Below are 22,314 nucleotides of genomic sequence, written 5' to 3' on the forward strand. Positions count from 1 at the left end.
TAAGCAGCGCCCAGCCTGGCTCGCCAGGCTGAGTAGCATGTAAAATACGCTCACCGCATCAGCATTTGCCGGAATCCTTGCGATTCCGGACCCGCCGATTGTGCCTGACGTCTGCAACAGGGGAAAAACACTGCATTTACCTTTCTTTTTCACAGATGTTGCGCGCGATTGTAAAGATAATATAAGGCAATCAACGGTAATATGAAGCAAGGTATTTCCGTGCCAAGCAATAAGGAAGATTATGTCAAAAGCACCAGCAAAAGCAGCAGCGGCCGGAGATGCACCTGCCGGCGGTTCAAAAAAGAAGCTGATCATCATCATTGCCGCCGTGGTTGTGCTGCTGGCTGGCGCGGGTGGCGGCGCCGCCATGTTCCTGTCTAAAAAAGGCGGCGGCGAACATAAAGAAAAAGAACACAAGGCAGAACCCGCCAAAGCGCCGGTATTCCTGCCGATGGAGCCATTTACCGTCAACCTGCAGTCCGAAGGCGGGGACAAATACCTGCAGGTCACAATGACGCTGCAGGTGCCGGATGAAGAAACGTCGAACCTGATCAAATTGAATATGCCGCAGGTCCGCAGCCGTTTGCTGATGCTGCTGTCCAGCAAGGATTCGACGGACATACTGACCAGCGAAGGCAAGGCGAAACTGATCGACGAGATCGTGGACCAGACTTCCCTGCCCTTCATTCCCAAGGGCGAGCCGCAAAAGATCACCGGCGTCTTCTTTACCTCGTTTGTAGTACAGTAAACCATGGCTGATAATTTTCTCTCCCAGGAAGAAGTCGATGCCCTTTTAAAGGGTGTCACGGGAGACCAGGACGACTCGGCGGGACCGGAAGACACTTCCGGCGTCCGCCCCTACAATCTTGCAACGCAAGAGCGTATCGTCCGTGGCCGCATGCCGACGCTGGAGATCATCAACGAACGCTTTGCCAGGCTGCTGCGCATAGGCCTGTTCAATTTCCTGCGTCGCAGCGCTGAAGTATCGGTAGGCACTGTACGCGTGTCCAAATACAGCGAATTCATTCGCAACCTGGTAGTCCCCACCAACCTGAATCTGGCGCACATGAAGCCCCTGCGCGGCACCGCGCTGATCGTCATGGATCCGGGCCTGGTGTTTTTGCTGGTGGATAACCTGTTCGGCGGCGACGGCCGCTTCCATACCCGCGTCGAAGGCCGTGATTTCACGCAAACGGAACAGAGGATCATCCAGCGCATACTGGAAATCATCTTTGAGACGTACTCTAAATCCTGGGAACCTGTGTACCCGGTCGAGTTTGAATACATACGCTCCGAGATGAACACGCAGTTCGCCAATATTGCAACGCCGAACGAGGTCGTGGTATCGACAACGTTCACGATAGAACTGGGCCCGGTCAGCGGCGAAATGCACATCTGCATGCCGTATGCGATGATAGAACCGATCAGGGATCTGCTGACATCCAGCCTGCAGGGAGAAACCCTGGAAGTGGACAAGCGCTGGGTGCGCCTGATGACGCAACAGATACAGATCGCCGAAGTGGAAATCGTCGCCGACCTTGGTACGACCAGGGTGACGCTGGGAGATATCCTGAACATGAAGGAAGGCGATATCATCCCCATGTCGATACCGGAAATCGTTTCTGCCAAGGTGGACGGCACGCCGGTGATGGAATGCAAATACGGCGTATTCAACGGACAATATGCACTGCGCGTGGAAAAACTGATCAGTTCCAGCGTACAGGACATAGCACAAGGAGAAAATCATGGATGACAATAGCGACGCACCTATCAGCGAAGATGATTGGGGTGCTGCCATCGCGGAACAGGCCAAGGCGGAAGCTGCCATCGCAGCACCGCCTCCTGCCGCTGCGACCATCTTCAAGGAATTCAGCGGCAAGAGCAGCACGACCGAGACGCACAACGATATTGACTTCATCCTGGACATCCCTGTCCAGCTGACGGTGGAACTCGGCCGGACCAAGATCGCCATCAAGAACCTGCTGCAACTGGCGCAGGGTTCCGTTGTTGAACTGGACGGGCTGGCAGGCGAACCGATGGACGTTCTCGTCAACGGCTGCCTGATCGCCCAAGGCGAAGTCGTCGTGGTCAACGATAAATTCGGTATCCGCCTGACAGATATCGTCACGCCGGCTGAACGCATACGCAAACTGAACAAATGACGCGACTTTTATTTCCTGCATTATTTATTTTTTCTACCGGCACGGCATTTGCAGCAGAACAGGCGGCGGCCTCGCAGGCGGCGGTCTCTCCGACCACCGGCCTGTTGCAGATTTTCCTGGGCCTGATAGCCGTACTGGCATTGATGGCAGTGGCTGCCTGGTCATTCAAAAAAATCGGACCCGCAGTATCCGGCAACAAGGTGCCGGTCAAGGTGGTCGGCGGCGTCAGCGTCGGCAACCGCGAACGCATCATGGTCGTGGAAGTTGCGGACCAGTGGATTGTTGTCGGCGTCACTGCGACCCAGATCAATACCCTGTCTACCATGCCGCGGCAAGCGAGCCTGGCTGACCAGCAGGATGATACCCAGCCGGTGAACCAGTTCTCCACCTGGCTGCGGCGCACGATGGATAAACGCAACGGGCCACAGCAGTAAACCAAGTATGAAAACATCGCGCATTTTTGCTAAAGGCATGCTGCCGTCCCTCGCTTGCATGATCGTCCTGGCCGCACTCGCCTTCCCCGGCCATGCTTTCGCACAGGCGACTGGCGGCTTGTCTGCCATCACCAGCACGCCGGCAGCCGGCGGCGGACAGAATTATTCGCTGACGATACAGACGCTGCTGTTCCTGACGTCCCTGTCCTTTATCCCGGCAGTGCTGATGATGATGACCAGCTTCACGCGCATCATCATCGTATTGTCCTTGCTGAGGCAGGCACTGGGCACGCAGTCTGCGCCGCCCAACCAGGTGCTGGTGGGACTGGCCTTGTTCCTGACCCTGTTTGTCATGGGACCGGTATTCGACAAGATTTATGCCGATGCCTATCAACCGTTTTCAGACAACAAGATAACGATGCAGGAGGCCATGGAAAAAGGTGTTGAGCCGTTGAAACAGTTCATGATCAAGCAGACCCGGCAGACCGACCTGGCGCTGTACGTGAAACTGTCCAATACGCCGCAGCTGCAGGGGCCGGAAGCCATACCGCTGCGTATCCTGATTCCCGCTTTCATCACCAGCGAGCTGAAGACGGCATTCCAGATCAGCTTCGCCATTTTCATTCCCTTCCTGATCATCGACATGGTGGTCGCCAGTGTGCTGATGTCGATGGGGATGATGATGGTGTCGCCGGCTACCGTCTCGCTGCCCTTTAAGCTGATGCTGTTTGTGCTGGTAGACGGCTGGCAACTGCTGATCGGTTCACTGGCACAAAGTTTTTATTAGAAAGATCAAAAAATGACCCCCGACAGCGTAATGACGCTTGGCCGCCAGGCCATGGAAGTAACCCTGATGGTGTCTGCTCCTTTACTGCTGGTGGCGCTGGGCATCGGCCTGATCGTCAGCATCTTCCAGGCAGCAACGCAGATCAATGAAACCACTCTGTCCTTTATTCCCAAGCTGGTGGGTATTTTCATCACACTGATCATTGCCGGCCCATGGATGCTGACCGTCCTGCTCGACTATATGCGGCAGGTGTTTGCCGGTATCCCAACGCTGGCCAGCTAGCCTGGACGCGGCGGATCAATAGCGCCTCCATGCATCCGGGCTCATCATGATCAACATCACCAGCAATGAACTGATCGGGCTGGTATCGTCCTTTATCTGGCCCCTGACCAGGATACTGGGGCTCATCGCAATCGCCCCGCCGTTCGGCAATACGACGGTGCCGGTCGAGGTCAAGCTGATCTTGGGCGTCATGCTGGCGCTGATTGTGGCGCCCAGCATGCCTCCGCTGGCTGCCGGAGATCCCTTGTCGCTGACCGGCATGATGATACTGGGGCAGCAGCTTGTAATCGGCGTGGCCATGGGTTTTGTCATACGCGTCGTCTTTGGCGGCCTGGAGATGGCGGGGGAAGTAATAGGCCTCACGATGGGCCTGGGCTTTGCCAGCTTCTTTGATCCACAAACCCAGGGCCGTACCAATGCGATCAGCCAGTTCCTGGTGCTCGTGGCGACGCTGCTGTTCGTCACGATGAACGTGCACCTATCCATGCTGTCGGCACTGGTGGAAAGCTTTACCAGCATCCCTATTTCCACATCGCTGACGATGGGCTTCAGCTTCCAGCGGCTGGCGATCTGGGGCGAACAGATTTTCATCTACGGCATGCAACTGTCGCTGCCCATCGTTGCCGCACTGCTGATCACCAATATTGCACTGGGTATATTGACCCGTGCCGCTCCCCAGCTTAACCTGTTCGGCATCGGTTTCCCTATCACGATAGGCGTGGGTTTCCTGATGGTGGGGCTGGTGCTGCCCTACCTGATGCTGCCGATAGAAACCATGTTCAGGCAAGGCATAGAGGCGATGCAGTCGCTTTCGCTGCAGCCGCCTCACGCAGTCATTCCTCCGCGTTAGCGCCGACCTCTACTGGAGTGTTTCATGGCACCTACATCCTTCCTGTCGAAAAATGCGCTGTACTCCGTCCAGCAGATTCGCGCGATGGAAAAAGCAGCAGCGGCGAGCCTGCCGCCTGAAACACTGATGCGCCGCGCCGGCGCTGCCGCGGCAGTATTTGCACGCAGCCTGCTGCACAGGCTGCCGGCCAGCGTACTGGTGCTGGCAGGTCCCGGCGACAATGGCGGAGATGCGCTGGAAACGGCACACTTGCTGGCCGATGACGGCTACGCAGTGTCTGTCATGCTCTGCGCAGATATAGGAAATTTTTCAGCCGATGCGCAAAAATGCCACCAGCGCGCACTGTCCAGCAATGTACAGTTCTTCGGCGCCGACTATCTCGGACAGGCCAGGCCGGAGCAATGGGCGCTGGCGATTGACGGGCTGTTTGGCATAGGCCTGTCGCGTCCAATCAGCGGCGCCTTGCACGACGTGGTGCAGCAATTGAACAGATTGTCCGCGCTATACCGCTTCCCGGTACTGTCACTGGACGTGCCCAGTGGCCTGAACGCAGATACCGGCCAGATCGTCGGCCAGCAAGGCATCGCGGTCTCGGCGACCCATACACTGACCTTCATCGGTAACAAACCCGGGCTGCATACGGGTTCGGGGCGCGACTATGCCGGCCTGGTGGAGGTCGCCGACCTGGCGATAGACAAGCAGTTCCGGCAAGCGCCGAAGGCGCAACTCAGCCACCAAATGATGTTTGCGGCGATGCTAGCGCCACGCCTGCACAACTCCAACAAGGGTAGTTTCGGCGACGTGCTGATCGTCGGCGGCGCCGAAGGAATGGCCGGTGCGGTACTGCTGTCGGCACGCGCCGCGGCGCATTGCGGTGCCGGCCGCACCTTTATCGGATTTGTCGCGGAACCTCCGGCTTATGATAGCCAGAACCCTGAATTGATGTTTCGCCGCGCAGGCGACGCGGACTTTTCCGCCGCAGCAGTCGTCATTGGTCCTGGACTGGGGCAATCGCCAGAGGCGAAACAGGTACTCGAAAAAGCGCTAAGGCAAGCGAAAAAACTGGTTGTCGATGCCGATGCGCTGAACCTTGTGGCGGCAGATAGCGGCTTGCAAGACCTGCTGGTCGCGCGCGCCGATGCGGCACATTCGACCATCCTGACCCCTCACCCGCTGGAAGCTGCCCGCCTGCTGGGCAGCACCAGCGCCGAAATCCAGGCAGACCGCCTGCATGCGGCACGCACGCTGGCCAGCCGTTTCAAAGCTACCGTCGTGCTGAAGGGCTCAGGCAGCGTGATTGCAGACGAAAATGGCAATGTCGTCATCAACCATACCGGCAATCCGGCGCTGGCGACTGCAGGTACCGGCGATATACTGGCAGGCATCTGCGGATCGCTGCTGGCACGCAACGCCAACGCCGCGGAGGTCGCAGCCCTGGCGGTCTGCCTGCACGGCCTGGCGGCAGACAAGCTGGTTGCTCATGGAATTGGCCCGATAGGGGTTACGTCAGCGGAATTGATCCAGGCCGTCAGAAATTGCCTGAATGAGATGCTGGCGGATAGTTCTGGCGCGGCAGATGTTTATTGATGCAAATTGATGCAGCCAGATGGTGCTTCCTCAATCCTGGTGCAGCCGCCCCGCCGTGATCGTCAGCGTGCGCCCGCATCGTGCTGCAATCGACAGGTCATGCGTTACCAGCACCAGCGTGGAACCGCGCTCGCGATTGAGTGCAAACATCAATTGGATAACGGATTCGCCGGTGGCGGCATCCAGGCTGCCGGTAGGCTCGTCGGCAAACAGCAGCGGCGGCTCAGTAACAAAAGCGCGCGCCAGCGCCACCCTCTGCTGCTCGCCGCCGGATAAATATTTGGGATAATGCTTCAATCGGCTGGACAAACCAACACGGTCCAGCATGTCTTCCGCCTTCTCGCGGGCTTGTTTGTCGCCGCGCAGCTCCAGCGGCAGCATCACGTTTTCCACCGCATTCAGGTGCATCAGCAGCTGGAAGGACTGAAATACAAAGCCCAGCTTCTCCTTCCGAAAAATGGCCCTGCCGTCCTCGTCCAGTGCAAAAATATCTACTCCATCCAGCAACACCTTGCCATGGCTCGGTGTATCCAGGCCGGCCAGTATACCCAGCAAGGTAGATTTGCCGGACCCCGATGCGCCAACTATCGCAAGCGTTTCACCGGCTTGCGCGGTAAAATCGATCTCGTGCAGAATCGTCAGTTCGCCGGTGGCGTCGGCGACGCGTTTGGATAAATGCTGTACCCCGATTGCAATGCGTTTCAATTCTGAAGATTCCAAAGGAAGGTTCATGCTGGTCTTTAATCAAAAAAGTGTGGTCAGGCGCATATGCGGGCTGATACTGTCAATCACAATCGTTTTATTCGGTTCGGCCGCTCATTCTGCATCAAAAACCGTGCTTGTGCTAGGCGACAGCCTGTCCGCTGAATACGGGCTTGCGCGCGGCACCGGCTGGGTCGCTTTGCTTGAGCAGCGCCTGAAGCAGAAAAATATCGCCGCCTCCGTCATTAACGCGAGCATCAGCGGCGAGACGACCAGCGGCGGCAAAACCAGACTGCCGGCACTGCTGAGCAAGCAGCATCCGGACATCGTCATCATTGAACTCGGCGGCAACGACGCATTGCGCGGCCTGGCGCTGAGCGCATCGGAAACCAATTTTCGCGACATGATCGCCATGTCCAAGGCGGCAAAGGCAAAGGTCCTGCTGGTCGGCATGCAGATTCCGCCGAACTACGGTCGCGACTATACCGAAAAGTTTTTTTCCATCTATGCACGGGTAGCCAGGGAAACCAAAACCGAGCTGGTGCCCTTCCTGCTGGAGGGTGTCGCGGACAAGCCGGAACTGTTCCAGGCTGACCGCATCCACATGCTGGCGCAGGCGCATCCACGCATACTGGACAATGTCTGGCCCCATCTGCAGACCTTATTGCAGAACAAATCGAAATGAGTTTTATGTGAAGTGCTCCAAATATGAAATACCCTGAAATACTTGGTTTTAAAGAGTTGCTGCCGCGTCTTGCGAATTTCGACAGCATCATAGATGTACGCAGTCCGGCCGAATATGCCGAAGACCACATCCCCGGCGCCATCAATTGCCCGGTGCTGGATGATGAGCAGCGCGTACGCGTCGGCACGATCTACAAGCAGGTCAATTCATTTGAGGCAAAAAAAATCGGCGCAGCGCTGATTGCCAAGAATATCGCACAGCACATAGAAACGCTGTTTCTGGACAAGCCCAAGGACTGGACCCCGCTGATCTATTGCTGGCGCGGCGGCAATCGCAGTGGCGCGATGGCGCTGATCCTCGCGCGCATAGGCTGGCCGGTGGCTCAGCTCGAAGGCGGTTATAAAAATTTCCGCACGCACGTCAATGATGTGCTGCCGGAACTGGCGGCACGCTTTCGGTGGCGTGTGATCTGCGGCCCCACCGGCAGCGGCAAGAGCCGGCTGTTGCAGACGCTCGCCGCACAAGGCGCACAGGTACTGGACCTGGAACAACTGGCGGCGCATCGCGGCTCGGTGCTGGGCAGCCTGCCCAGCCAGCCGCAGCCATCACAAAAGAAATTTGAAAGCGGCATCTGGCAGACACTGCGCGGCTTTGATGCCATGCAGCCTGTATTTGTGGAAGCAGAGAGCAAAAAGGTTGGCAAGCTGAGGGTGCCGGATGCCATCATGGAAGCAATGCGCAAGTCTCCCTGCATCGCCCTTTGCCTGCCGACGGAGCAGAGGGTGCAATTGCTGATGGAAGACTATGCCCACTTTGTGCAGGATACCGAAGACCTGAATCAGCAGCTGGACTGCCTGCAGGCGCTGCACGGCAAGGAAAAAATCCAGGGCTGGAAACAGCTGGCCAATAACGGTCTCGTGCATGAACTGGTCAGGGAGCTTTTGGAAAAACACTATGATCCGGCCTACCTGCGCTCCATCCATAAAAATTTCATCCAGTCCGCTCATGCAGTACTGTTAGATCAGACAGGTATCGCAAACGAGGATTTTTTACTGAGCGCAAAAACGCTGTGCAAAATGGAAGACGGATACGTCGCAGCAGAACCCGCACCGACCATGTGAAAAGCGTTTACCCATAAAAAGACGGTGGCATTGCACCACCGTCTTTTTTGCCCTTGTGTTAGCGACATGATGAGGCATCTAAGAGACCTCGGGTCCGCGGGCTTAAGTCGCGGAAAGCATCCTGCTCGAATTTTAATTTCGCACATCACTAATAACCGGTACACCAGACGCTACCAGCTCACTCAATTCGTCATAACGAGCTTGAATTTCCAGTATATGAACCTCCTTCTTTTGAACCAGTTACGGGTTCAATATAGGCCAACGCCTACGATACAGGAAGATAAATATAACTATCCATCAGCCGCTAGGGATTTAAAAAATTAAATAAATAATATCCCTGCATCAATGCGATCCGTGCTTAATGATTTACACCGGATCCCGCAGAACTTTAGCGCAATATCGGCGCACTACCCTTCCATAAGGAAGAGATGGCGCCACTGCCGATGGAGGCGCCAAACTTCTTCAGTACCCGTTCAGGCAAGCCTTCCTTTTGCGTATAGTCAACAATGTCTTCCGCCTTGACGATGTCGCGGGCAACCGTATCTATCGTGCCAAAGCCGTCGGCCAGCCCCATGTCAACCGCTTTGGAACCGATCCAGAACAGGCCGGTAAAGGTTTCCGGCGTTTCTTTCAGGCGCTGGCCGCGGCCCTTGCGCACTGTCTCTATGAACTGCTGGTGGATATCGTTCAGCATGGCCTGCGAAAAAGCCTTCTGCTTGTCCGACTGCGGGGAAAACGGATCCATGAAGCCCTTGTTTTCCCCAGCCGTCATCAGCCGGCGCTCGACGCCAACTTTGTCCATCAGACCGGTGAAGCCGAAGCCGTCCATCAGCACGCCGATGGAGCCGACGATACTGGCCTTATTGACATAGATCTGGTCTGCCGAGGCAGCGATATAGTATCCGCCGGACGCGCACATCTCATCGACGACGACATACAGCTTCTTCTGCGGATAGGCTTTGCGTAACCGCAACATCTCATCGCTGATAATGCCGGCCTGTACCGGGCTGCCGCCGGGACTATTAATGTGCATGACAACGCCGACCGAACCTGCATCGGCAAACGCACGGTCCAGCGCCGGCACGACGACGCGGGAACTGCCGCTGCTGTCAGAGTCTATCGTCCCGTTGATTTCTATCAATGCGGTATGGCGCCCCAGGTTTTCTGTATCCGAATTGCCGTATATGCTGAATTCATATAGGCCGAACAGAACCAGCAGCAGGAAGGCTCCTTTAAAAAAGATGCCCCAGCGACGGCGCAGCTTTTGTTCTTTCAGCGCGTCGGTCGCCAGCTTTTCCAGCAGCTCGCGTTCCCAGCCCGGCTTGGAGGTAGCAGCTTGTTCAGTGTGGTTGTCGTTCATGCTTGCCTTTGCGGCCTACGCCATTACGGGTTTAACAAATTCGTCGGGCTGCCATGACACCTGGCCGTCTTTCTCGATAATGCTGATCTTCCTCAGGCGGGCGCCGCGGCAGGGGCCGCCGGAGCAATAGCCGGTGTCCGGCATGTAGATAGCGCCGTGCGTGGCGCACATGATGTACAGGCCGCTGGACTCGAAAAATTCGCCCGGATTCCAGTCTAGTTCCACCGGCACGTGCGCACAGCGGTTCAGGTAGCCATGCACCTGGCCGTCGTAGCGGATGACAAAACCGGTGGCATCGTCGCTGCCGGCGGTGACAGGGAAACGCACGCCGCGTCCTCCCTCTTCCACTTCCACCGATGCGCAAATAGAAATTTCTGTCATTCTTGATTCCGATCAGGCGTTTTCAGCCAGCCAGCCATGCAGCTCGGCCACGGTCTTCGCGGAAAAAACCGGGTTCAGCCCTTGCAGCGCAGGCACGTCGTGCGCGCCATACTCGACCGCAACTCCGGCCGCGCCGGCATTCACCGCCATCTGCAAGTCATGGGTAGTGTCGCCTATCATCACCGTGCGGCGCATGTCTTGCCCCAGTTCGCGCGTCAGCTCCTGCAGCATCGCGGGATGCGGCTTGGAAAAGGTTTCATCGGCGCAGCGTGTCGCATCAAACATCGACAGCAGATTAGCCGAATGCAGCGCGCGGTTCAGGCCCACGCGGCTCTTGCCGGTGGCCACCGCAAGGAAATAACCTTCCTGCGAGAGTTCTTCCAGCATTTCGCGTACGCCGGGGAAAAGCGGCAACTCGTGGTCTTTCGCAAGATAATGGTAGCGATAACGCTCCACAATACGCGGGTAGTATTTGGCATCCAGGTCCGGCATCGCGATCTGCAAGGCCTCGCTGAGGCCCAGGCCGATGACGTAAGATGCTGCCTTATCGTCCGGTACCGGCAGGCCCAGATCCCTGGCAGACGCCTGTATACACTTGACGATGGTGGCCGTGCTGTCCATCAGCGTGCCGTCCCAGTCGAAAACGATAAAATCAAATTGTTTTTTTGCCATATATTGTTTTCACAGTCCCGCAAGGCAGTTTTGCCACGCTGCAGGCTGTCCACTATCCTTAATGAATCTATTTTACCCTTAATTTTGCAATATTAACAAAAAATTAAGTTTTTGACGTTGGCAGCAGGCTGATTAGAAACTTCTCGCAATCTGCCGGCAAAGCCGCGTTCAGGGTAATGGTTTTTCCCGAGTCGGGATGGGTAAAACTGATCTGGTGCGCATGCAGGAACATCCGTTTCAGTGCTCCCCGGTGCGAACCGGGTTTCAGCAAGGCGCGGTTCAGCGCGAAGTCGCCATATTTGTCGTCTCCGGCAATCGGGAAACCGCTGGCGGACAGGTGCACGCGAATCTGGTGGGTGCGGCCGGTTTTCAGCTCGGCTTCCAGCAAGGCGAACTCGCCGTATTTCTTTTGCAGAGTAAATACGGTGTGCGACGCCATACCGTCTGCCTGCACCCTGACCCTGCGCTCACCGTCCGCTGTCGTATACTTATGCAGGGGCAGCTTGACGTGCTGGCGCGCATTGTTCCATTCGCCGTGCACCAGCGTCAGGTAGCGTTTGTCGGTGATGCCGTCACGCATCTGCTCATGCAGGTTGGTCAGCGCCGAACGTTTCTTGGCCAACAACAAAACACCGGAGGTTTCGCGATCCAGCCTGTGCACCAGCTCCAGGAACTTGGCGTCCGGCCTGGACGCGCGCAACTGCTCGATGACGCCGAAACTGACGCCGGAGCCGCCATGTACAGCGGTGCCGGCAGGCTTGTCAATGACAAGCAGGTGGGCATCCTCGAACAGGATGGCAAATTCGGCGGCGGGAGCGTTGTGGTTTGCACTTTCGGCGATGCGGATAGGCGGAATACGCACGATGTCGCCTTCCACCAGCCGGTACAGCTGGTCTATCCGGCCCTTGTTGACCCTCACTTCGCCGGAGCGCAATACGCGGTAAATATGGCTTTTAGGAACACCTTTGCAGATACGTAGTAAATAATTATCAATCCGCTGGCCGGCTTCTTCTTCTGAAATGGTAACTAACTGAACCTGGGCTTGTACTTGTGAAGGCTGGCTGGGGGCGTTCTTTTGAGCCGGTTTCCCATTATTTATCGCTAAGTCCTTCATTTTGAATATATAATCGTTTTCGCTTCAGCAATTTGCTGGAGCAGGTGTATGAATAAACGTCTATTCTACACAGGGGCGTATCTGTCGGCCTCGCCAATTTGCAAATTCGATGGAAAAGATGTGTATGCAGCGTCCTGATGCGCGTCAAGGTAGCGGCCAAATGTCGTTATCGGACTGTGCAAAGGAAGCTGGATCAGAATGTTTGAATTGTAAGGATAAGTCTGGCAAGAGATACCGGGAACAAAAGGTATGCTTGCCGGTTGATGGTTTTAAAGCGGTTTATCGATTTAGCTGGGAACGCTCATATAATAAATATGCGTTACCCAGCGTACAAGTTGCGCATCGCCTGGCGTTGTGTTCGGCATAATCGGACCAGTACAACGCGGGGGACATGTGCACTCGGCAGACCGTAAAACCATCCGCGCCCCGCGCTGCAACTGAGGGATACAGAGGCGCTCATACTGAAATAAGAGCGTTATATGTCATCCTGTTGCGCCTCAGGCATTTCCCGCCCCGTCAAACACTCCGTCCGCGCATACATCCCCACGTAAGCCAGCTGCTTTCCGTCTAAAAGAAGGCAGCACAAGATGACCAGAAGGTCACGGAGTAAAACATGAAACGTATGCTGTTTAATGCTACGCAGCAAGAAGAACTGCGCGTAGCCATCGTCAATGGGCAAAAGCTCATCGACATCGATATCGAAACTGCCGGCCGCGAGCTGCGCAAATCCAATATCTACAAAGGCGTCATTACCCGCATCGAACCTTCGCTGGAAGCCTGTTTCGTCAACTACGGCGAAGAACGTCACGGCTTCCTTCCTTTCAAGGAAGTTGCCCGCACCTACTTCAAGGAAGGCATCGATGTCCGCAATGCCTCCATCAAGGATGCGCTGCGCGAAGGCCAGGAAATCATGGTCCAGGTGGAGAAGGAAGAGCGCGGCAATAAAGGCGCCGCACTGACTTCGTTTATCTCCCTGGCCGGCCGTTACCTCGTGCTCATGCCGAATAACCCACGCGGTGGCGGCGTATCGCGCCGTGTGGAAGGCGAAGACCGCCAGGAACTGCGCGAAACCATGGACAAGCTGGACCTGCCGGGCGGCATGTCGGTGATTGCCCGCACTGCCGGCATAGGCCGCAATGTTGACGAATTACAATGGGATCTGAACTACCTGATGCAACTGTGGCGCGCGATTGAAGGCGCCGGCAAGTCTGCCGCAGGCGCTTTCCTGATCTACCAGGAATCCTCACTGGTCATCCGCGCCATTCGCGACTACTTCCAGCCCGATATCGGCGAAATCCTGATCGACACCGACGACATCTACGAACAGGCCCAGCAGTTCATGAGCCATGTGATGCCGGACATGGTGCACCGCGTGAAGCGCTACAGCGACGACGTGCCGCTGTTCTCCCGCTTCCAGATCGAACATCAGATTGAAACCGCGTATTCACGCACGGTGCCTTTGCCTTCCGGCGGCGCGATCGTCATCGACCATACCGAAGCGCTGGTGTCCGTGGACGTCAACTCGGCGCGCGCGACCCGCGGCTCTGACATTGAAACCACGGCCTTCAACACCAATTGCGAAGCGGCTGAAGAAGTGGCACGCCAGTTGCGCTTGCGCGATCTGGGCGGTTTGATCGTGATCGATTTCATCGACATGGAAAACGCCAAGAACCAGCGCGAAGTGGAAACCCGCCTGAAAGATGCACTGCGCTACGACCGTGCACGTGTACAGATGGGCAAGATTTCCCGTTTCGGCCTGATGGAATTGTCGCGCCAGCGCCTGCGCCCTTCGCTGTCCGAAGGCAGCCACGTGACTTGCCCTCGCTGCAACGGCACCGGCCATATTCGCGATACAGAATCCTCCGCACTGCAAGTCCTGCGCATCATCCAGGAAGAAGCCATGAAGGAAAATTCAGCCGCGATCCACGTGCAGGTGCCGGTGGATGTTGCTGCTTTCCTGCTGAACGAAAAACGCGGCGAGATCCTGAAAATCGAAAACCGCCACCGCGTGACCGTGATCCTGATCCCGAACAAGCATCTGGAAACACCGCACTACAAACTGGAACGCCTGAAACACGACGATCCACGCCTGGAAGAAGCCCACGTCAGCTATGCAATGGCTGAGCAGGCTGATACCGACATTGGCTACAGCAAGCGCCAGAAAGAAGACGTCAAGCCGCGCCAGGAAGCCATGGTCAAGAGCATTACTCCGGACCAGGCTCCTATCGTGGAGCGCAAGGAAGTGCCAGCCCCAGTGGCGACTCCTGCCCCGGTAGTCACGACTGAATCGCAAGGCTTCTTCGCCAAGCTGTTCGGCTTCTTCAAAGGCGCACCGGCAGCACCGGCGCCGGTTGCAGAACCTGTCAAGGAAGAAAAACCGGCCCAGTCGCGTGAGCGCAGCGACAAAAACGGCCGTGGCCAGCGTAACCGCAGCCGTAACGGCCGCGGCGGACGCGAGGAACGTGAAGAACGCCCAGCTACCGGCAGCGGTAGTGGTAGCGGCAATCGCCCGGAACGCACCGAACGTGCGGAGCGCGGTGAGCGCACCGAACGTGGCGAACGCACAGAACGCGCCGACAAGGAAGATCAAGCCAAACCCGCACAGGTAGCCGAGCAGGCGCCACGCCAGCCTAAGCAACCCCGCCCGCCGCGTGAAGAGCGTGAAGGCCAGGGTCAGCAGGAAGGCCGCCGCGAACGCCAGCAACGCCAGCGCGAAGAGCGCAAGGACGGCACCGGTACAGCAGCAGAGGCCAAGTCGGAAGATGCGTTGTTGAAAAACACAATGCCATCGGACGAAACTAGCACCGACGATGCTGAAATTGCCGACAACCTCAATGTTGGCGCCGACAACGACAGTGGAGAAGGAGGCGACGAACGCCGCCGCCGCCGCCGCCGTGGTGGCCGCAACCGTAACCGTCGCGACCGCGACGGCACGGAAACCGGCGATGCAGCGACAGAAGGTTCGGACCAGCCTGAACAGGCAGCCGCCTTTGTTCCTGTAGCGGAAGCAGCACAGTTCACGGCAAATCCGGTGGATGCGCCTGCGCAAACCGGCACAGCAGAACCTGCACCTCTGACGTTTGCAGAATGGGCAACGCCGCCTACAGCTCCAGTGCAAGCTGCTCCCTTGGTTACACCGGCTGCACCGGCAGCGCCTGCCGAAGCAGCCGCCCCGGTAACAGCTCCACATGCTGCTGAAATTGCGGCGCCGGCTCCTGTCGTTGCCCACGTAGCGGAACCAGTTGCAGCAGAAGTGACTGAAGTTGTCGTTGCCGAAGCGGCTGCGATAGCGCCAACGACTGCCGCACCGGAAGCGCCGCATGCTGAAGCTGCGGTAGCCGTACCGGTTGTAACGGAAACTGCTCCCGCCTCTGCCGCTGCGCATGTCGTCGCTGCTGAAACGCCTGCACCTGCTCCACAAGCTGCGTCTGTTACGCCAGTTGCACCAGTTGCGCCGGTAGTCGCAGAGCCGGCGCCTGTTGCGGCGCCTACGCAGGCAACCCTGTTCGATGCAGTGGAAGCAAAAGCGCATGCTGCAGCACCTGTTGCTGCAAAACCGGCAGCGCCGGCTGAAGACCTGAGCGTCGTGCTGGCCTCCGCAGGCCTGGTGCTGGCCAGCACCGATCCTGCCAAGCTGCGTGCCGCGCAGGAAGCGGCTGCTACTGCACCTGTATCACAGCGCGTGCCGCGTGAACGCAAGCCGGTCCCGACGCAATCCGATGAGCCGCTGGTATTGGTGGAAACAAAGCACTAATCCATCGCTAAACGGCATCATCAAAACCGGCTGCATCCTTGCGATGCAGCCGGTTTTTTATCATAAGGCGACGAGCAGTTTCCGGCTTCCCGTGCGTGGCATCCTTCAGCGGAACAAGCTGTCTCGTGGTATCGTATTCGCATAGAAAATTAAAATAGCATTTGTAAAAAAGCTATTTCCTGGATAAAACATGAGTGAAAAATTCATCCCGCTGGTAGATCACCGGCAGCGGGAACGAAGTCTGGCGCTGCCCGGCATGCTGGAAACGCCGGACGGCAAGCTGCTGGACACCCGCGCGAGACCCCTGCGCGATCTGCGCATCTCAGTCACCGACCGCTGCAACTTCCGTTGCGTGTATTGCATGCCCAAGTCTGTTTTTGACAAGGATTACCATTTCCTTCCGCACAATTCGCTATTGTCTTTCGAGGAAATCACGCGCATCGCCAACATCTTCGTCGCGCATGGCGTTACCAAGATCAGGCTGACCGGCGGCGAGCCGCTGCTGCGCAAAAACATCGAAAAGCTGGTCGGCATGTTGAGCCGCATCAAGACCGCAGATGGCGACGACCTGGACCTGACGCTGACCACCAATGCCTCGCTGCTGGCGAGAAAAGCACAGTCACTCAAAGACGCCGGATTGACAAGGGTGACGGTGTCGCTGGATTCTCTGGATGACGCCACCTTCCGCAAAATGAACGATGTTGATTTTCCGGTGGATGACGTTTTGGACGGCATCGCAGCAGCCCAGCAGGCGGGTCTCGGTCCGGTCAAGATCAACATGGTCGTCAAGGCCGGCCTGAACGACCAGGAAATCGTGCCGATGGCGCGTTATTTCAAAGAGACGCCGCACGTCCTGCGTTTTATCGAATACATGGACGTGGGCGCATCCAACGGCTGGAAAATGGATGAGGTTATCCCTTCCGCCGACATCATTCGCCGGCTGAACGCTGCCGGCATGGGTCTGCAACGGGTAGAGGCCAATTACACAGGCGAGACTGCCGAGCGCTGGCGTTATGCCGATGGCGGCGAGATCGGCGTCATTTCCAGCGTCACGCAGTCATTCTGCCAGGACTGCACACGCGCCAGGCTATCCACCGAAGGCAAACTGTATACCTGCCTGTTCGCCACCGGCGGCCACGATTTGCGCAGCCTGCTGCGCGGCCCGGATGCAAGCTATTCCGACCAGGCCATTTCCACCGTCGTCGCGCAGATCTGGCGCGCCCGCAGCGACCGCTACTCCGAATTGCGCAGCGCGCACACTGCGGCAGGCGAGCAGACAGAGCGTCTTAAAAAAGTCGAAATGTCGTACATAGGCGGCTGAGGCGTACTGCATGGATAAACCGGCAGCAATCCTCTCAGGGCAGATTACCGGACTGCTACTGGCCGGAGGCCGCGGCTCCCGCATGGGCGACGTGGACAAGGGCCTGCAATTGTTCCGCGGCGAACCGCTGGCCTTCCATGTGATGCAAAATCTTGCTCCGCAGGTCGGCGCATTCGTCATCAGCGCCAACCGGAATGGGGCCGCCTATCAGGCTATCAGTGATGGGCTGGGGCACGGCGAAGCGGTCTTGTGCGCCGACCAGCTTGCCGGTTTCGAGGGCCCCCTGGCCGGTCTGCAAACCGGCCTCAGGCAATGCGCCACCGAATTCCTGCTCAGCGCGCCCTGCGACTCCCCTTTCCTGCCTTCAGACCTTGTTCAAAGACTGGCGCAGGCGCTGCTGGAACAGCAGGCCGACATCGCCGTGGCAATGACCGGAGACGGCAAGGAAGCCCAGGTTCACCGGGTAATTTCGCTGATGAGAAGCAGCGTGCTGCCCTCGCTTGATGTTTTCCTCGCACAAGGTGGCAGGAAGGTCGGCGCCTGGCATGCATCGCTCACTACAATACAAGTTGCCTTCAAGAATGAAACGGCGTTTTATAATATCAATACCCTGGAAGAATTGCGCCAACTTGAATCTGATGCCTGAAACTGCTCCCCACTCTCCCGCCGATTTGACCACGCTGCTCGCCGGCCTGCCCGGCTATGACGCCGATGCGCTGTCTGCGAAGCAGGCGCAACAGATCATCCGTCAATTCATCCAGCCGTTACATGTGCCGGAAAAACTGGCGGTACGCGACGCTCTGGGCCGGATTCTGGCAGAGGACGTCGTTTCCGGCATCGACGTCCCGGCCTACGACAACTCTGCCATGGACGGCTATGCACTACGCAGCGCGGATTTGCCGGATAACGCGCCTGCGGTGCTCAGCGTAACCGGCATCGCTCTTGCCGGAAAAGCCTTCCAGGGCATAGCGGAGCGCGGCGAATGCGTGCACATCATGACAGGCGCAGTGATGCCTGCGGGGCTGGATACCGTCATCCCGCAAGAACTGGTGCAGCACGCCGGCGATGCGGCAATTACTATTTTGCCAGGCAGGATCAGGCCCGGCGCTAACCGCCGTTTCAAAGGCGAAGACCTGGCAATGGGCAAGATTGCACTGGCCAAAGGCAAGATGCTGCGCGCCGCTGAACTGGGGCTGCTTGCCTCGCTGGGCATTGCCGAGGTCATTGTGCAGCGCCGCCTGCGTGTTGCTTTTTTTTCGACCGGCGATGAATTGCGCTCCGTCGGCGAAACGCTGGATGAAGGCTGCGTCTACGACAGCAACCGCTACACGCTGTACGGCATGCTGAGCCGGCTGGGATGCGACATCATCGATATGGGTGTCATCCCGGATGATCCGGTCTTGCTGCGTGCCGCTTTCGAGAATGCCTGCCTGAGCGCCGATGCCGTCATCACGTCGGGCGGCGTATCGGTAGGCATGGCAGACTACACCAAGCCGATGATGGCGGAAATGGGGGACGTGGCGTTCTGGGGCATCAATATGCGGCCCGGAAGACCAATGGCATTCGGTAAAGTCAATGCCGGCGCCGGATCTGCCAGGAAAAGCGCCTACCTGTTCGGCCTGCCGGGCAACCCCGTCGCCGTCATGATCAGTTTTTATTTTTTTGTGCGCGATGCACTGCTACACATGGCCGGCGCCAGCCCTGCACCACTGCCGCTGGTCGGCGTCAGGTCGGCAGCGGCGATACGCAAGCGTCCCGGCCGCACGGAATACCAGCGCGGCATACTGTCGACAGCGGCGGACGGCAATCTGGAAGTCCGTATCACAGGCTCCCAAGGTTCGGGCATCTTACGCTCGATGACGCAGGCCAATTGCATTCTTGTACTGGGAGATGCCCAGGCCGATGTCGCTGCAGGCGACCTGGTCCAGGTAGTGCTGTTTGACGGCTTGCTGTAAGCCTGCGGATACTGCGTAGCGGCCTCTTGCCGCGAAAACAAAGCTGATATCCGAATTTACATTTCAATTTGGCTATACAAAGACCCTAAACCTTCCAGTAACGATATACTAGAGGTATCTCCCTGGCCGCTCTGTCGGTACAGGGTAGGGTAATCTATTCAACAATGTCATTTGCAATAATTGCAATGTGTATTCAGGAGAAAATATTGAAAGCATTCGTTTGGCTCGCAAGCGCGGTAACAGCGGCGGCCCTGTTGGCTGGTTGCGGCGGCGGCGGTAATTCCACGCCATCCGGTCCCTTGGCTTCGGTACTGAGCATCAAAACCGACCAGATCGTCTATCGCAAAAATACCCAGTTGACGATTACCGGTCAAAACCTGACCAAAGGCATCAACGTCTTCAATTTCGGCTGCACAGGCATGACCGAAGTCGGCACCGCCACCGATACCCAGCGCGTATTTACGTGCAAGATGATCGCCGTAGGCACCGTCGTATTGAAAATCACGGCCAGCGATAACTCCATCATCTATTCCGGCGTGCTGACTATCCCTGCACCCGCACAGCAACCGCAAGTCACGATGGGCACATCGATGGGCACCATCGTCATGCAGCTGGACCCAAGCAAGGCGCCTATCTCGGTAGATAACTTCCTCGACTATGTGGAAAACAACTACTACCCGAATACCATCTTCCACCGTGTGATCAGCAATTTTGTCATCCAGGGCGGCGGCTACACTTCGGCACTGGCAATTCCAGCCACACCTGTATTGTTCGCCCCTATCGTGCTGGAATCCGGCAACGGCCTGAAAAACGTCCGCGGCTCGGTGGCCATGGCACGCACCAGCGTCATCATTTCGGCCACATCGCAATTTTTCATCAACACAGTCGATAACCCGACACTGGATGCGACCAACGCAGGCGTGGATGGCTATGCAGTCTTTGGCACGGTCACCAGCGGTATGGACGTAGTCGACAAGATTCGCGTAGTCCCTACATCGACTCAAAGCACCTTCACCGATGTACCGGTCACCCCTGTGTTGATCACCTCCGCTACCGAGCAATAATTGCCGGCAGTAGCTGCGCTGGTTCCATATCAGCGCAGCCAGGAGCCAGGAAACAGCATGGTATGCGCTGATCGTTTTTCAGATTCAGAAGTAGTCCGGATTTTTGTGAACTGCCGCACTGGGCAAACGGCGCTGCCGCCAGGGCGTTAAACCATAGGGAGTAAAGATGAACAGGCTATTACAATCCATGCTGCTGGCTCTGGCGATGTCCTTGACATTCTCGGGCGCCGCCCATGCAGCCGATGCGGCCAAGAAAGCAGCAGCACCAGCTGCCTCTGCCTCTGCTTCCGCAAAAACGGAACTGCTCGATATCAACAGCGCCAGCAAGAAAGAATTGTCAGGCCTGCCGAAGATCGGCGACGTGCGCTCCGACGCTATCATCAAGGGCCGCCCGTACAATGGCAAGGACGACCTGCTGAACAAAAAAATCATTCCTGAAGATGTCTACAACGGCATCAAGGACATGATCATTGCCAAGCAAAAACCGAAAGCCGACAAGAAAAAATAATTCAGGAATACTTCCTGAAAGTATAAAAAAGGGCCGACCGGCCCTTTTTTTATTAATGCCTGAGATATCAGCTAAGCAGATCCGGTTCGCCGGCATCCCCCAGCAAATCCGCGGGGTCTACGCCCAGCAGGTTTTGTGCCGCTTCCGTCGGCAACGCTTCCACCGACTTCAGCTTGCGTGTCATCTGGCGGGTGCGCACTTCGGCATTGTCGATGTTTTTGGCGGCACGCTCCAGCGCCACCTTGGTGGCGGCCAGTACATCGCCGAATTTGCCGAATTCTGTCTTTACCGCCCCCAGCACCTGCCACACTTCGGAAGAACGCTTTTCCAGTATCAGTGTGCGGAAACCCATCTGTAAGCTATTCAGGATGGCCGACAGGGTGGACGGCCCGGCAATACTGACGCGGCAATTACGCTGCAAGTCATCGGCCAGGCCGGGACGGCGCATGACTTCGGCATACAGGCCTTCGGTCGGCAGGAACAGTATCGCAAAGTCGGTCGTCAGCGGCGGCGAGATATATTTCTCGGAGATGGTTTTGGCTTCGCCGCGGACAGCCCTTTCCAGCTCCTTGCCGGCCAGTGCCACCCCGTCTGCGTCTGCGCGCTCGGCAGCGTCCATCAGGCGCTCGTATTGTTCTTTGGGGAATTTGGCGTCGATAGGCATCCAGACCGGCGCCTTGCCGTCTTCCTTGCCGGGCAGCTTGATCGCAAATTCCACCCTCTCGCCGGTGCCGGGTATCGTCTCTACGTTCTTGGCATACTGTTCCGGGGTCAGCATCTGTTCCAGCACCATTTCCAGCTGCACCTCGCCCCAGGTGCCGCGGGTTTTTACGTTGGTCAGCACCCGCTTCAGGTCGCCGACGCCAATCGCCAACTGCTGCATCTCGCCCAGGCCCTGATGCACTTTTTCCAGCCGCTCCGACACCTGCTTGAAGGATTCGCCCAGACGCTGCTCCAGCGTCGCATGCAGCTTCTCATCGACCGTCTTGCGCATCTCTTCCAGCTTGCTGGCATTGTCTGCCTGCAGCGCCTGGATTTTTTCTTCCAGCGTCGCGCGCACCTCGCCCATACGTTGCGCATTCGATTCTGTCAGCGTTGCCAGCGTCTGGTTGATGGTATCGGCAAAGCGCTTCAGGCTCAGCGCCTGCTCTTCGCGCGCGCTCTGGCTTTGCTGGATCAGCGCCTGCCGAACCTGCTCAAGCTGCTGCGCGTTGGTTTCATTGAGCTTCACCAGTTGCTGCGAGAAGGCTTCGATCTGGTTGCCCTGCAAGGTCGCAACGCTGGTCAGTTGGGCCGCCAGGTTTTGCTGTAGCTGGGAAAAATTTCCGCCCAGTTCCTGGCGCGTGGATTGCGCCGTCGTCTGTACCTGCTCGCGCAGCGATCTCTCGGAGCGCTCCTGCGCCTGCTGCTGCAACTGCTGATCCTGCTTCAGGAAATCCTGCAGGCCCTGCAACTGCGCCTGCAGTTGCTCCTGCTTATCGCCACCGCGGCTGCGCTGCAACAGCAGGATGCCGATGACCAGCAGCGCCAGCAACAGCACAACGATGATAATTTCTATAGTGTTCATGATAGGCG

Annotated in this window: 22 protein-coding genes; 16 read left to right on the top strand and 6 right to left on the bottom strand. The window is 57.4% G+C overall.

Annotated elements, in window-relative coordinates; genetic code table 11:
• Nucleotides 1-241 precede the first annotated feature (241 nt).
• From fliL to ACO0LO_RS03035, 8 genes are read left to right on the top strand one after another with little or no spacing between them, the layout of a single operon-like run.
• Entirely contained in the window at nucleotides 242-748 is a 507-nt protein-coding gene (fliL, locus tag ACO0LO_RS03000) for a flagellar basal body-associated protein FliL (protein ID WP_422962695.1), read from the top strand.
• A 3-nt stretch (nucleotides 749-751) separates the two neighbouring features.
• The gene (gene fliM, locus ACO0LO_RS03005) at nucleotides 752-1,753 is read left to right on the top strand and encodes a flagellar motor switch protein FliM (protein ID WP_422962696.1); all 1,002 of its coding nucleotides are present in this window, start codon (nucleotides 752-754) and stop codon (nucleotides 1,751-1,753) included.
• Nucleotides 1,746-2,162 (top strand): flagellar motor switch protein FliN, encoded by a 417-nt coding sequence (gene fliN / locus ACO0LO_RS03010; RefSeq protein WP_422962697.1) that lies wholly within the window; start codon nucleotides 1,746-1,748, stop codon nucleotides 2,160-2,162. Before fliM ends, fliN begins: the two co-directional genes overlap by 8 nt.
• Nucleotides 2,159-2,596 carry a flagellar biosynthetic protein FliO gene (gene fliO / locus ACO0LO_RS03015; RefSeq protein WP_422962698.1) on the top strand — a complete coding sequence of 146 codons (438 nt, stop codon included), beginning with the start codon at nucleotides 2,159-2,161 and terminating at the stop codon, nucleotides 2,594-2,596. The genes fliN and fliO overlap by 4 nt, the downstream gene beginning before the upstream one ends.
• Before the next feature lie 58 nt (nucleotides 2,597-2,654).
• Nucleotides 2,655-3,383 (top strand): flagellar type III secretion system pore protein FliP, encoded by a 729-nt coding sequence (fliP, locus tag ACO0LO_RS03020; RefSeq protein ID WP_422962823.1) that lies wholly within the window; start codon nucleotides 2,655-2,657, stop codon nucleotides 3,381-3,383.
• A 12-nt stretch (nucleotides 3,384-3,395) separates the two neighbouring features.
• On the top strand, nucleotides 3,396-3,665 hold the full coding sequence (gene fliQ / locus ACO0LO_RS03025) for a flagellar biosynthesis protein FliQ (protein WP_422962699.1): 270 nt from the start codon (nucleotides 3,396-3,398) through the stop codon (nucleotides 3,663-3,665).
• Nucleotides 3,666-3,711: 46 nt separating this feature from the next.
• Entirely contained in the window at nucleotides 3,712-4,515 is an 804-nt protein-coding gene (gene fliR / locus ACO0LO_RS03030; RefSeq protein WP_422962700.1) for a flagellar biosynthetic protein FliR, read from the top strand.
• A gap of 24 nt (nucleotides 4,516-4,539) precedes the next feature.
• Complete coding sequence (locus ACO0LO_RS03035) at nucleotides 4,540-6,102, top strand: NAD(P)H-hydrate dehydratase (RefSeq protein WP_422962701.1); 1,563 nt, start codon at nucleotides 4,540-4,542, stop codon at nucleotides 6,100-6,102.
• A 30-nt stretch (nucleotides 6,103-6,132) separates the two neighbouring features.
• On the opposite strand, the gene ACO0LO_RS03040 is transcribed toward ACO0LO_RS03035, so the two are convergent.
• Nucleotides 6,133-6,834: an ABC transporter ATP-binding protein gene (locus ACO0LO_RS03040; RefSeq protein ID WP_422962702.1), complete on the bottom strand. Its 702-nt coding sequence runs from the start codon at nucleotides 6,832-6,834 to the stop codon at nucleotides 6,133-6,135.
• A 103-nt stretch (nucleotides 6,835-6,937) separates the two neighbouring features.
• Here ACO0LO_RS03040 and ACO0LO_RS03045 point away from each other — a divergent pair, with 103 nt between their 5' ends.
• Both ACO0LO_RS03045 and mnmH read left to right on the top strand, forming a co-directional pair.
• Nucleotides 6,938-7,489: an arylesterase gene (locus tag ACO0LO_RS03045; RefSeq protein WP_422962703.1), complete on the top strand. Its 552-nt coding sequence runs from the start codon at nucleotides 6,938-6,940 to the stop codon at nucleotides 7,487-7,489.
• Between the two features lie 23 nt (nucleotides 7,490-7,512).
• On the top strand, nucleotides 7,513-8,610 hold the full coding sequence (mnmH, locus tag ACO0LO_RS03050) for a tRNA 2-selenouridine(34) synthase MnmH (RefSeq protein ID WP_422962704.1): 1,098 nt from the start codon (nucleotides 7,513-7,515) through the stop codon (nucleotides 8,608-8,610).
• Nucleotides 8,611-8,998: 388 nt separating this feature from the next.
• On the opposite strand, the gene ACO0LO_RS03055 is transcribed toward mnmH, so the two are convergent.
• The 4 genes from ACO0LO_RS03055 to ACO0LO_RS03070 all read right to left on the bottom strand — a co-directional run bounded on the left by ACO0LO_RS03055 (nucleotide 8,999) and on the right by ACO0LO_RS03070 (nucleotide 12,137).
• A complete protein-coding gene (locus tag ACO0LO_RS03055; protein ID WP_422962705.1) occupies nucleotides 8,999-9,970 on the bottom strand; it encodes a S49 family peptidase in 972 nt (323 codons plus the stop codon).
• Nucleotides 9,971-9,985: 15 nt separating this feature from the next.
• Nucleotides 9,986-10,351, bottom strand: coding sequence for a Rieske (2Fe-2S) protein (locus tag ACO0LO_RS03060; protein ID WP_422962706.1), 366 nt, complete (start codon nucleotides 10,349-10,351; stop codon nucleotides 9,986-9,988).
• Between the two features lie 12 nt (nucleotides 10,352-10,363).
• Entirely contained in the window at nucleotides 10,364-11,023 is a 660-nt protein-coding gene (locus ACO0LO_RS03065; RefSeq protein WP_422962707.1) for an HAD-IIIA family hydrolase, read from the bottom strand.
• Nucleotides 11,024-11,126: 103 nt separating this feature from the next.
• The gene (locus ACO0LO_RS03070) at nucleotides 11,127-12,137 is read right to left on the bottom strand and encodes an RluA family pseudouridine synthase (RefSeq protein WP_422962708.1); all 1,011 of its coding nucleotides are present in this window, start codon (nucleotides 12,135-12,137) and stop codon (nucleotides 11,127-11,129) included.
• 613 nt (nucleotides 12,138-12,750) lie between these two features.
• Between ACO0LO_RS03070 and ACO0LO_RS03075 the strand changes: the two genes are divergently transcribed.
• From ACO0LO_RS03075 to ACO0LO_RS03100, 6 genes are all read left to right on the top strand, one after another.
• Nucleotides 12,751-15,891 (top strand): Rne/Rng family ribonuclease, encoded by a 3,141-nt coding sequence (locus ACO0LO_RS03075; RefSeq protein ID WP_422962709.1) that lies wholly within the window; start codon nucleotides 12,751-12,753, stop codon nucleotides 15,889-15,891.
• A gap of 190 nt (nucleotides 15,892-16,081) precedes the next feature.
• Nucleotides 16,082-17,212, top strand: coding sequence for a GTP 3',8-cyclase MoaA (gene moaA, locus ACO0LO_RS03080; RefSeq protein ID WP_422962710.1), 1,131 nt, complete (start codon nucleotides 16,082-16,084; stop codon nucleotides 17,210-17,212).
• A 10-nt stretch (nucleotides 17,213-17,222) separates the two neighbouring features.
• Nucleotides 17,223-17,858: a molybdenum cofactor guanylyltransferase MobA gene (gene mobA / locus ACO0LO_RS03085; protein WP_422962711.1), complete on the top strand. Its 636-nt coding sequence runs from the start codon at nucleotides 17,223-17,225 to the stop codon at nucleotides 17,856-17,858.
• Nucleotides 17,851-19,167 (top strand): gephyrin-like molybdotransferase Glp, encoded by a 1,317-nt coding sequence (gene glp / locus ACO0LO_RS03090; protein WP_422962712.1) that lies wholly within the window; start codon nucleotides 17,851-17,853, stop codon nucleotides 19,165-19,167. Before mobA ends, glp begins: the two co-directional genes overlap by 8 nt.
• A gap of 470 nt (nucleotides 19,168-19,637) precedes the next feature.
• Nucleotides 19,638-20,231 carry a peptidylprolyl isomerase gene (locus ACO0LO_RS03095; RefSeq protein ID WP_422962824.1) on the top strand — a complete coding sequence of 198 codons (594 nt, stop codon included), beginning with the start codon at nucleotides 19,638-19,640 and terminating at the stop codon, nucleotides 20,229-20,231.
• A gap of 166 nt (nucleotides 20,232-20,397) precedes the next feature.
• Complete coding sequence (locus ACO0LO_RS03100) at nucleotides 20,398-20,739, top strand: ComEA family DNA-binding protein (protein ID WP_422962713.1); 342 nt, start codon at nucleotides 20,398-20,400, stop codon at nucleotides 20,737-20,739.
• A 67-nt stretch (nucleotides 20,740-20,806) separates the two neighbouring features.
• Here the strand turns inward: ACO0LO_RS03100 and rmuC are convergent, their stop codons facing one another.
• A complete protein-coding gene (gene rmuC / locus ACO0LO_RS03105; RefSeq protein WP_422962714.1) occupies nucleotides 20,807-22,306 on the bottom strand; it encodes a DNA recombination protein RmuC in 1,500 nt (499 codons plus the stop codon).
• Nucleotides 22,307-22,314: the final 8 nt, after the last annotated feature.

The sequence above is a fragment of the Undibacterium sp. TJN25 genome, from assembly GCF_049339885.1.
Lineage (GTDB): Bacteria > Pseudomonadota > Gammaproteobacteria > Burkholderiales > Burkholderiaceae_D > Undibacterium.

What these genes read in the sequence shown, in the direction of transcription:
- fliL (WP_422962695.1), top strand. Translation starts at nt 242, where the DNA reads ATGTCAAAAGCACCAGCAAAAGCAGCAGCGGCCGGAGATGCACCTGCC.
- fliM (WP_422962696.1), top strand. Translation starts at nt 752, where the DNA reads ATGGCTGATAATTTTCTCTCCCAGGAAGAAGTCGATGCCCTTTTAAAG.
- fliN (WP_422962697.1), top strand. Translation starts at nt 1,746, where the DNA reads ATGGATGACAATAGCGACGCACCTATCAGCGAAGATGATTGGGGTGCT.
- fliO (WP_422962698.1), top strand. Translation starts at nt 2,159, where the DNA reads ATGACGCGACTTTTATTTCCTGCATTATTTATTTTTTCTACCGGCACG.
- fliP (WP_422962823.1), top strand. Translation starts at nt 2,655, where the DNA reads ATGATCGTCCTGGCCGCACTCGCCTTCCCCGGCCATGCTTTCGCACAG.
- fliQ (WP_422962699.1), top strand. Translation starts at nt 3,396, where the DNA reads ATGACCCCCGACAGCGTAATGACGCTTGGCCGCCAGGCCATGGAAGTA.
- fliR (WP_422962700.1), top strand. Translation starts at nt 3,712, where the DNA reads ATGATCAACATCACCAGCAATGAACTGATCGGGCTGGTATCGTCCTTT.
- ACO0LO_RS03035 (WP_422962701.1), top strand. Translation starts at nt 4,540, where the DNA reads ATGGCACCTACATCCTTCCTGTCGAAAAATGCGCTGTACTCCGTCCAG.
- ACO0LO_RS03040 (WP_422962702.1), bottom strand. Translation starts at nt 6,834, where the DNA reads ATGAACCTTCCTTTGGAATCTTCAGAATTGAAACGCATTGCAATCGGG.
- mnmH (WP_422962704.1), top strand. Translation starts at nt 7,513, where the DNA reads ATGAAATACCCTGAAATACTTGGTTTTAAAGAGTTGCTGCCGCGTCTT.
- ACO0LO_RS03055 (WP_422962705.1), bottom strand. Translation starts at nt 9,970, where the DNA reads ATGAACGACAACCACACTGAACAAGCTGCTACCTCCAAGCCGGGCTGG.
- ACO0LO_RS03060 (WP_422962706.1), bottom strand. Translation starts at nt 10,351, where the DNA reads ATGACAGAAATTTCTATTTGCGCATCGGTGGAAGTGGAAGAGGGAGGA.
- ACO0LO_RS03065 (WP_422962707.1), bottom strand. Translation starts at nt 11,023, where the DNA reads ATGGCAAAAAAACAATTTGATTTTATCGTTTTCGACTGGGACGGCACG.
- ACO0LO_RS03070 (WP_422962708.1), bottom strand. Translation starts at nt 12,137, where the DNA reads ATGAAGGACTTAGCGATAAATAATGGGAAACCGGCTCAAAAGAACGCC.
- ACO0LO_RS03075 (WP_422962709.1), top strand. Translation starts at nt 12,751, where the DNA reads ATGAAACGTATGCTGTTTAATGCTACGCAGCAAGAAGAACTGCGCGTA.
- moaA (WP_422962710.1), top strand. Translation starts at nt 16,082, where the DNA reads ATGAGTGAAAAATTCATCCCGCTGGTAGATCACCGGCAGCGGGAACGA.
- mobA (WP_422962711.1), top strand. Translation starts at nt 17,223, where the DNA reads ATGGATAAACCGGCAGCAATCCTCTCAGGGCAGATTACCGGACTGCTA.
- glp (WP_422962712.1), top strand. Translation starts at nt 17,851, where the DNA reads ATGCCTGAAACTGCTCCCCACTCTCCCGCCGATTTGACCACGCTGCTC.
- ACO0LO_RS03095 (WP_422962824.1), top strand. Translation starts at nt 19,638, where the DNA reads ATGATCGCCGTAGGCACCGTCGTATTGAAAATCACGGCCAGCGATAAC.
- ACO0LO_RS03100 (WP_422962713.1), top strand. Translation starts at nt 20,398, where the DNA reads ATGAACAGGCTATTACAATCCATGCTGCTGGCTCTGGCGATGTCCTTG.
- rmuC (WP_422962714.1), bottom strand. Translation starts at nt 22,306, where the DNA reads ATGAACACTATAGAAATTATCATCGTTGTGCTGTTGCTGGCGCTGCTG.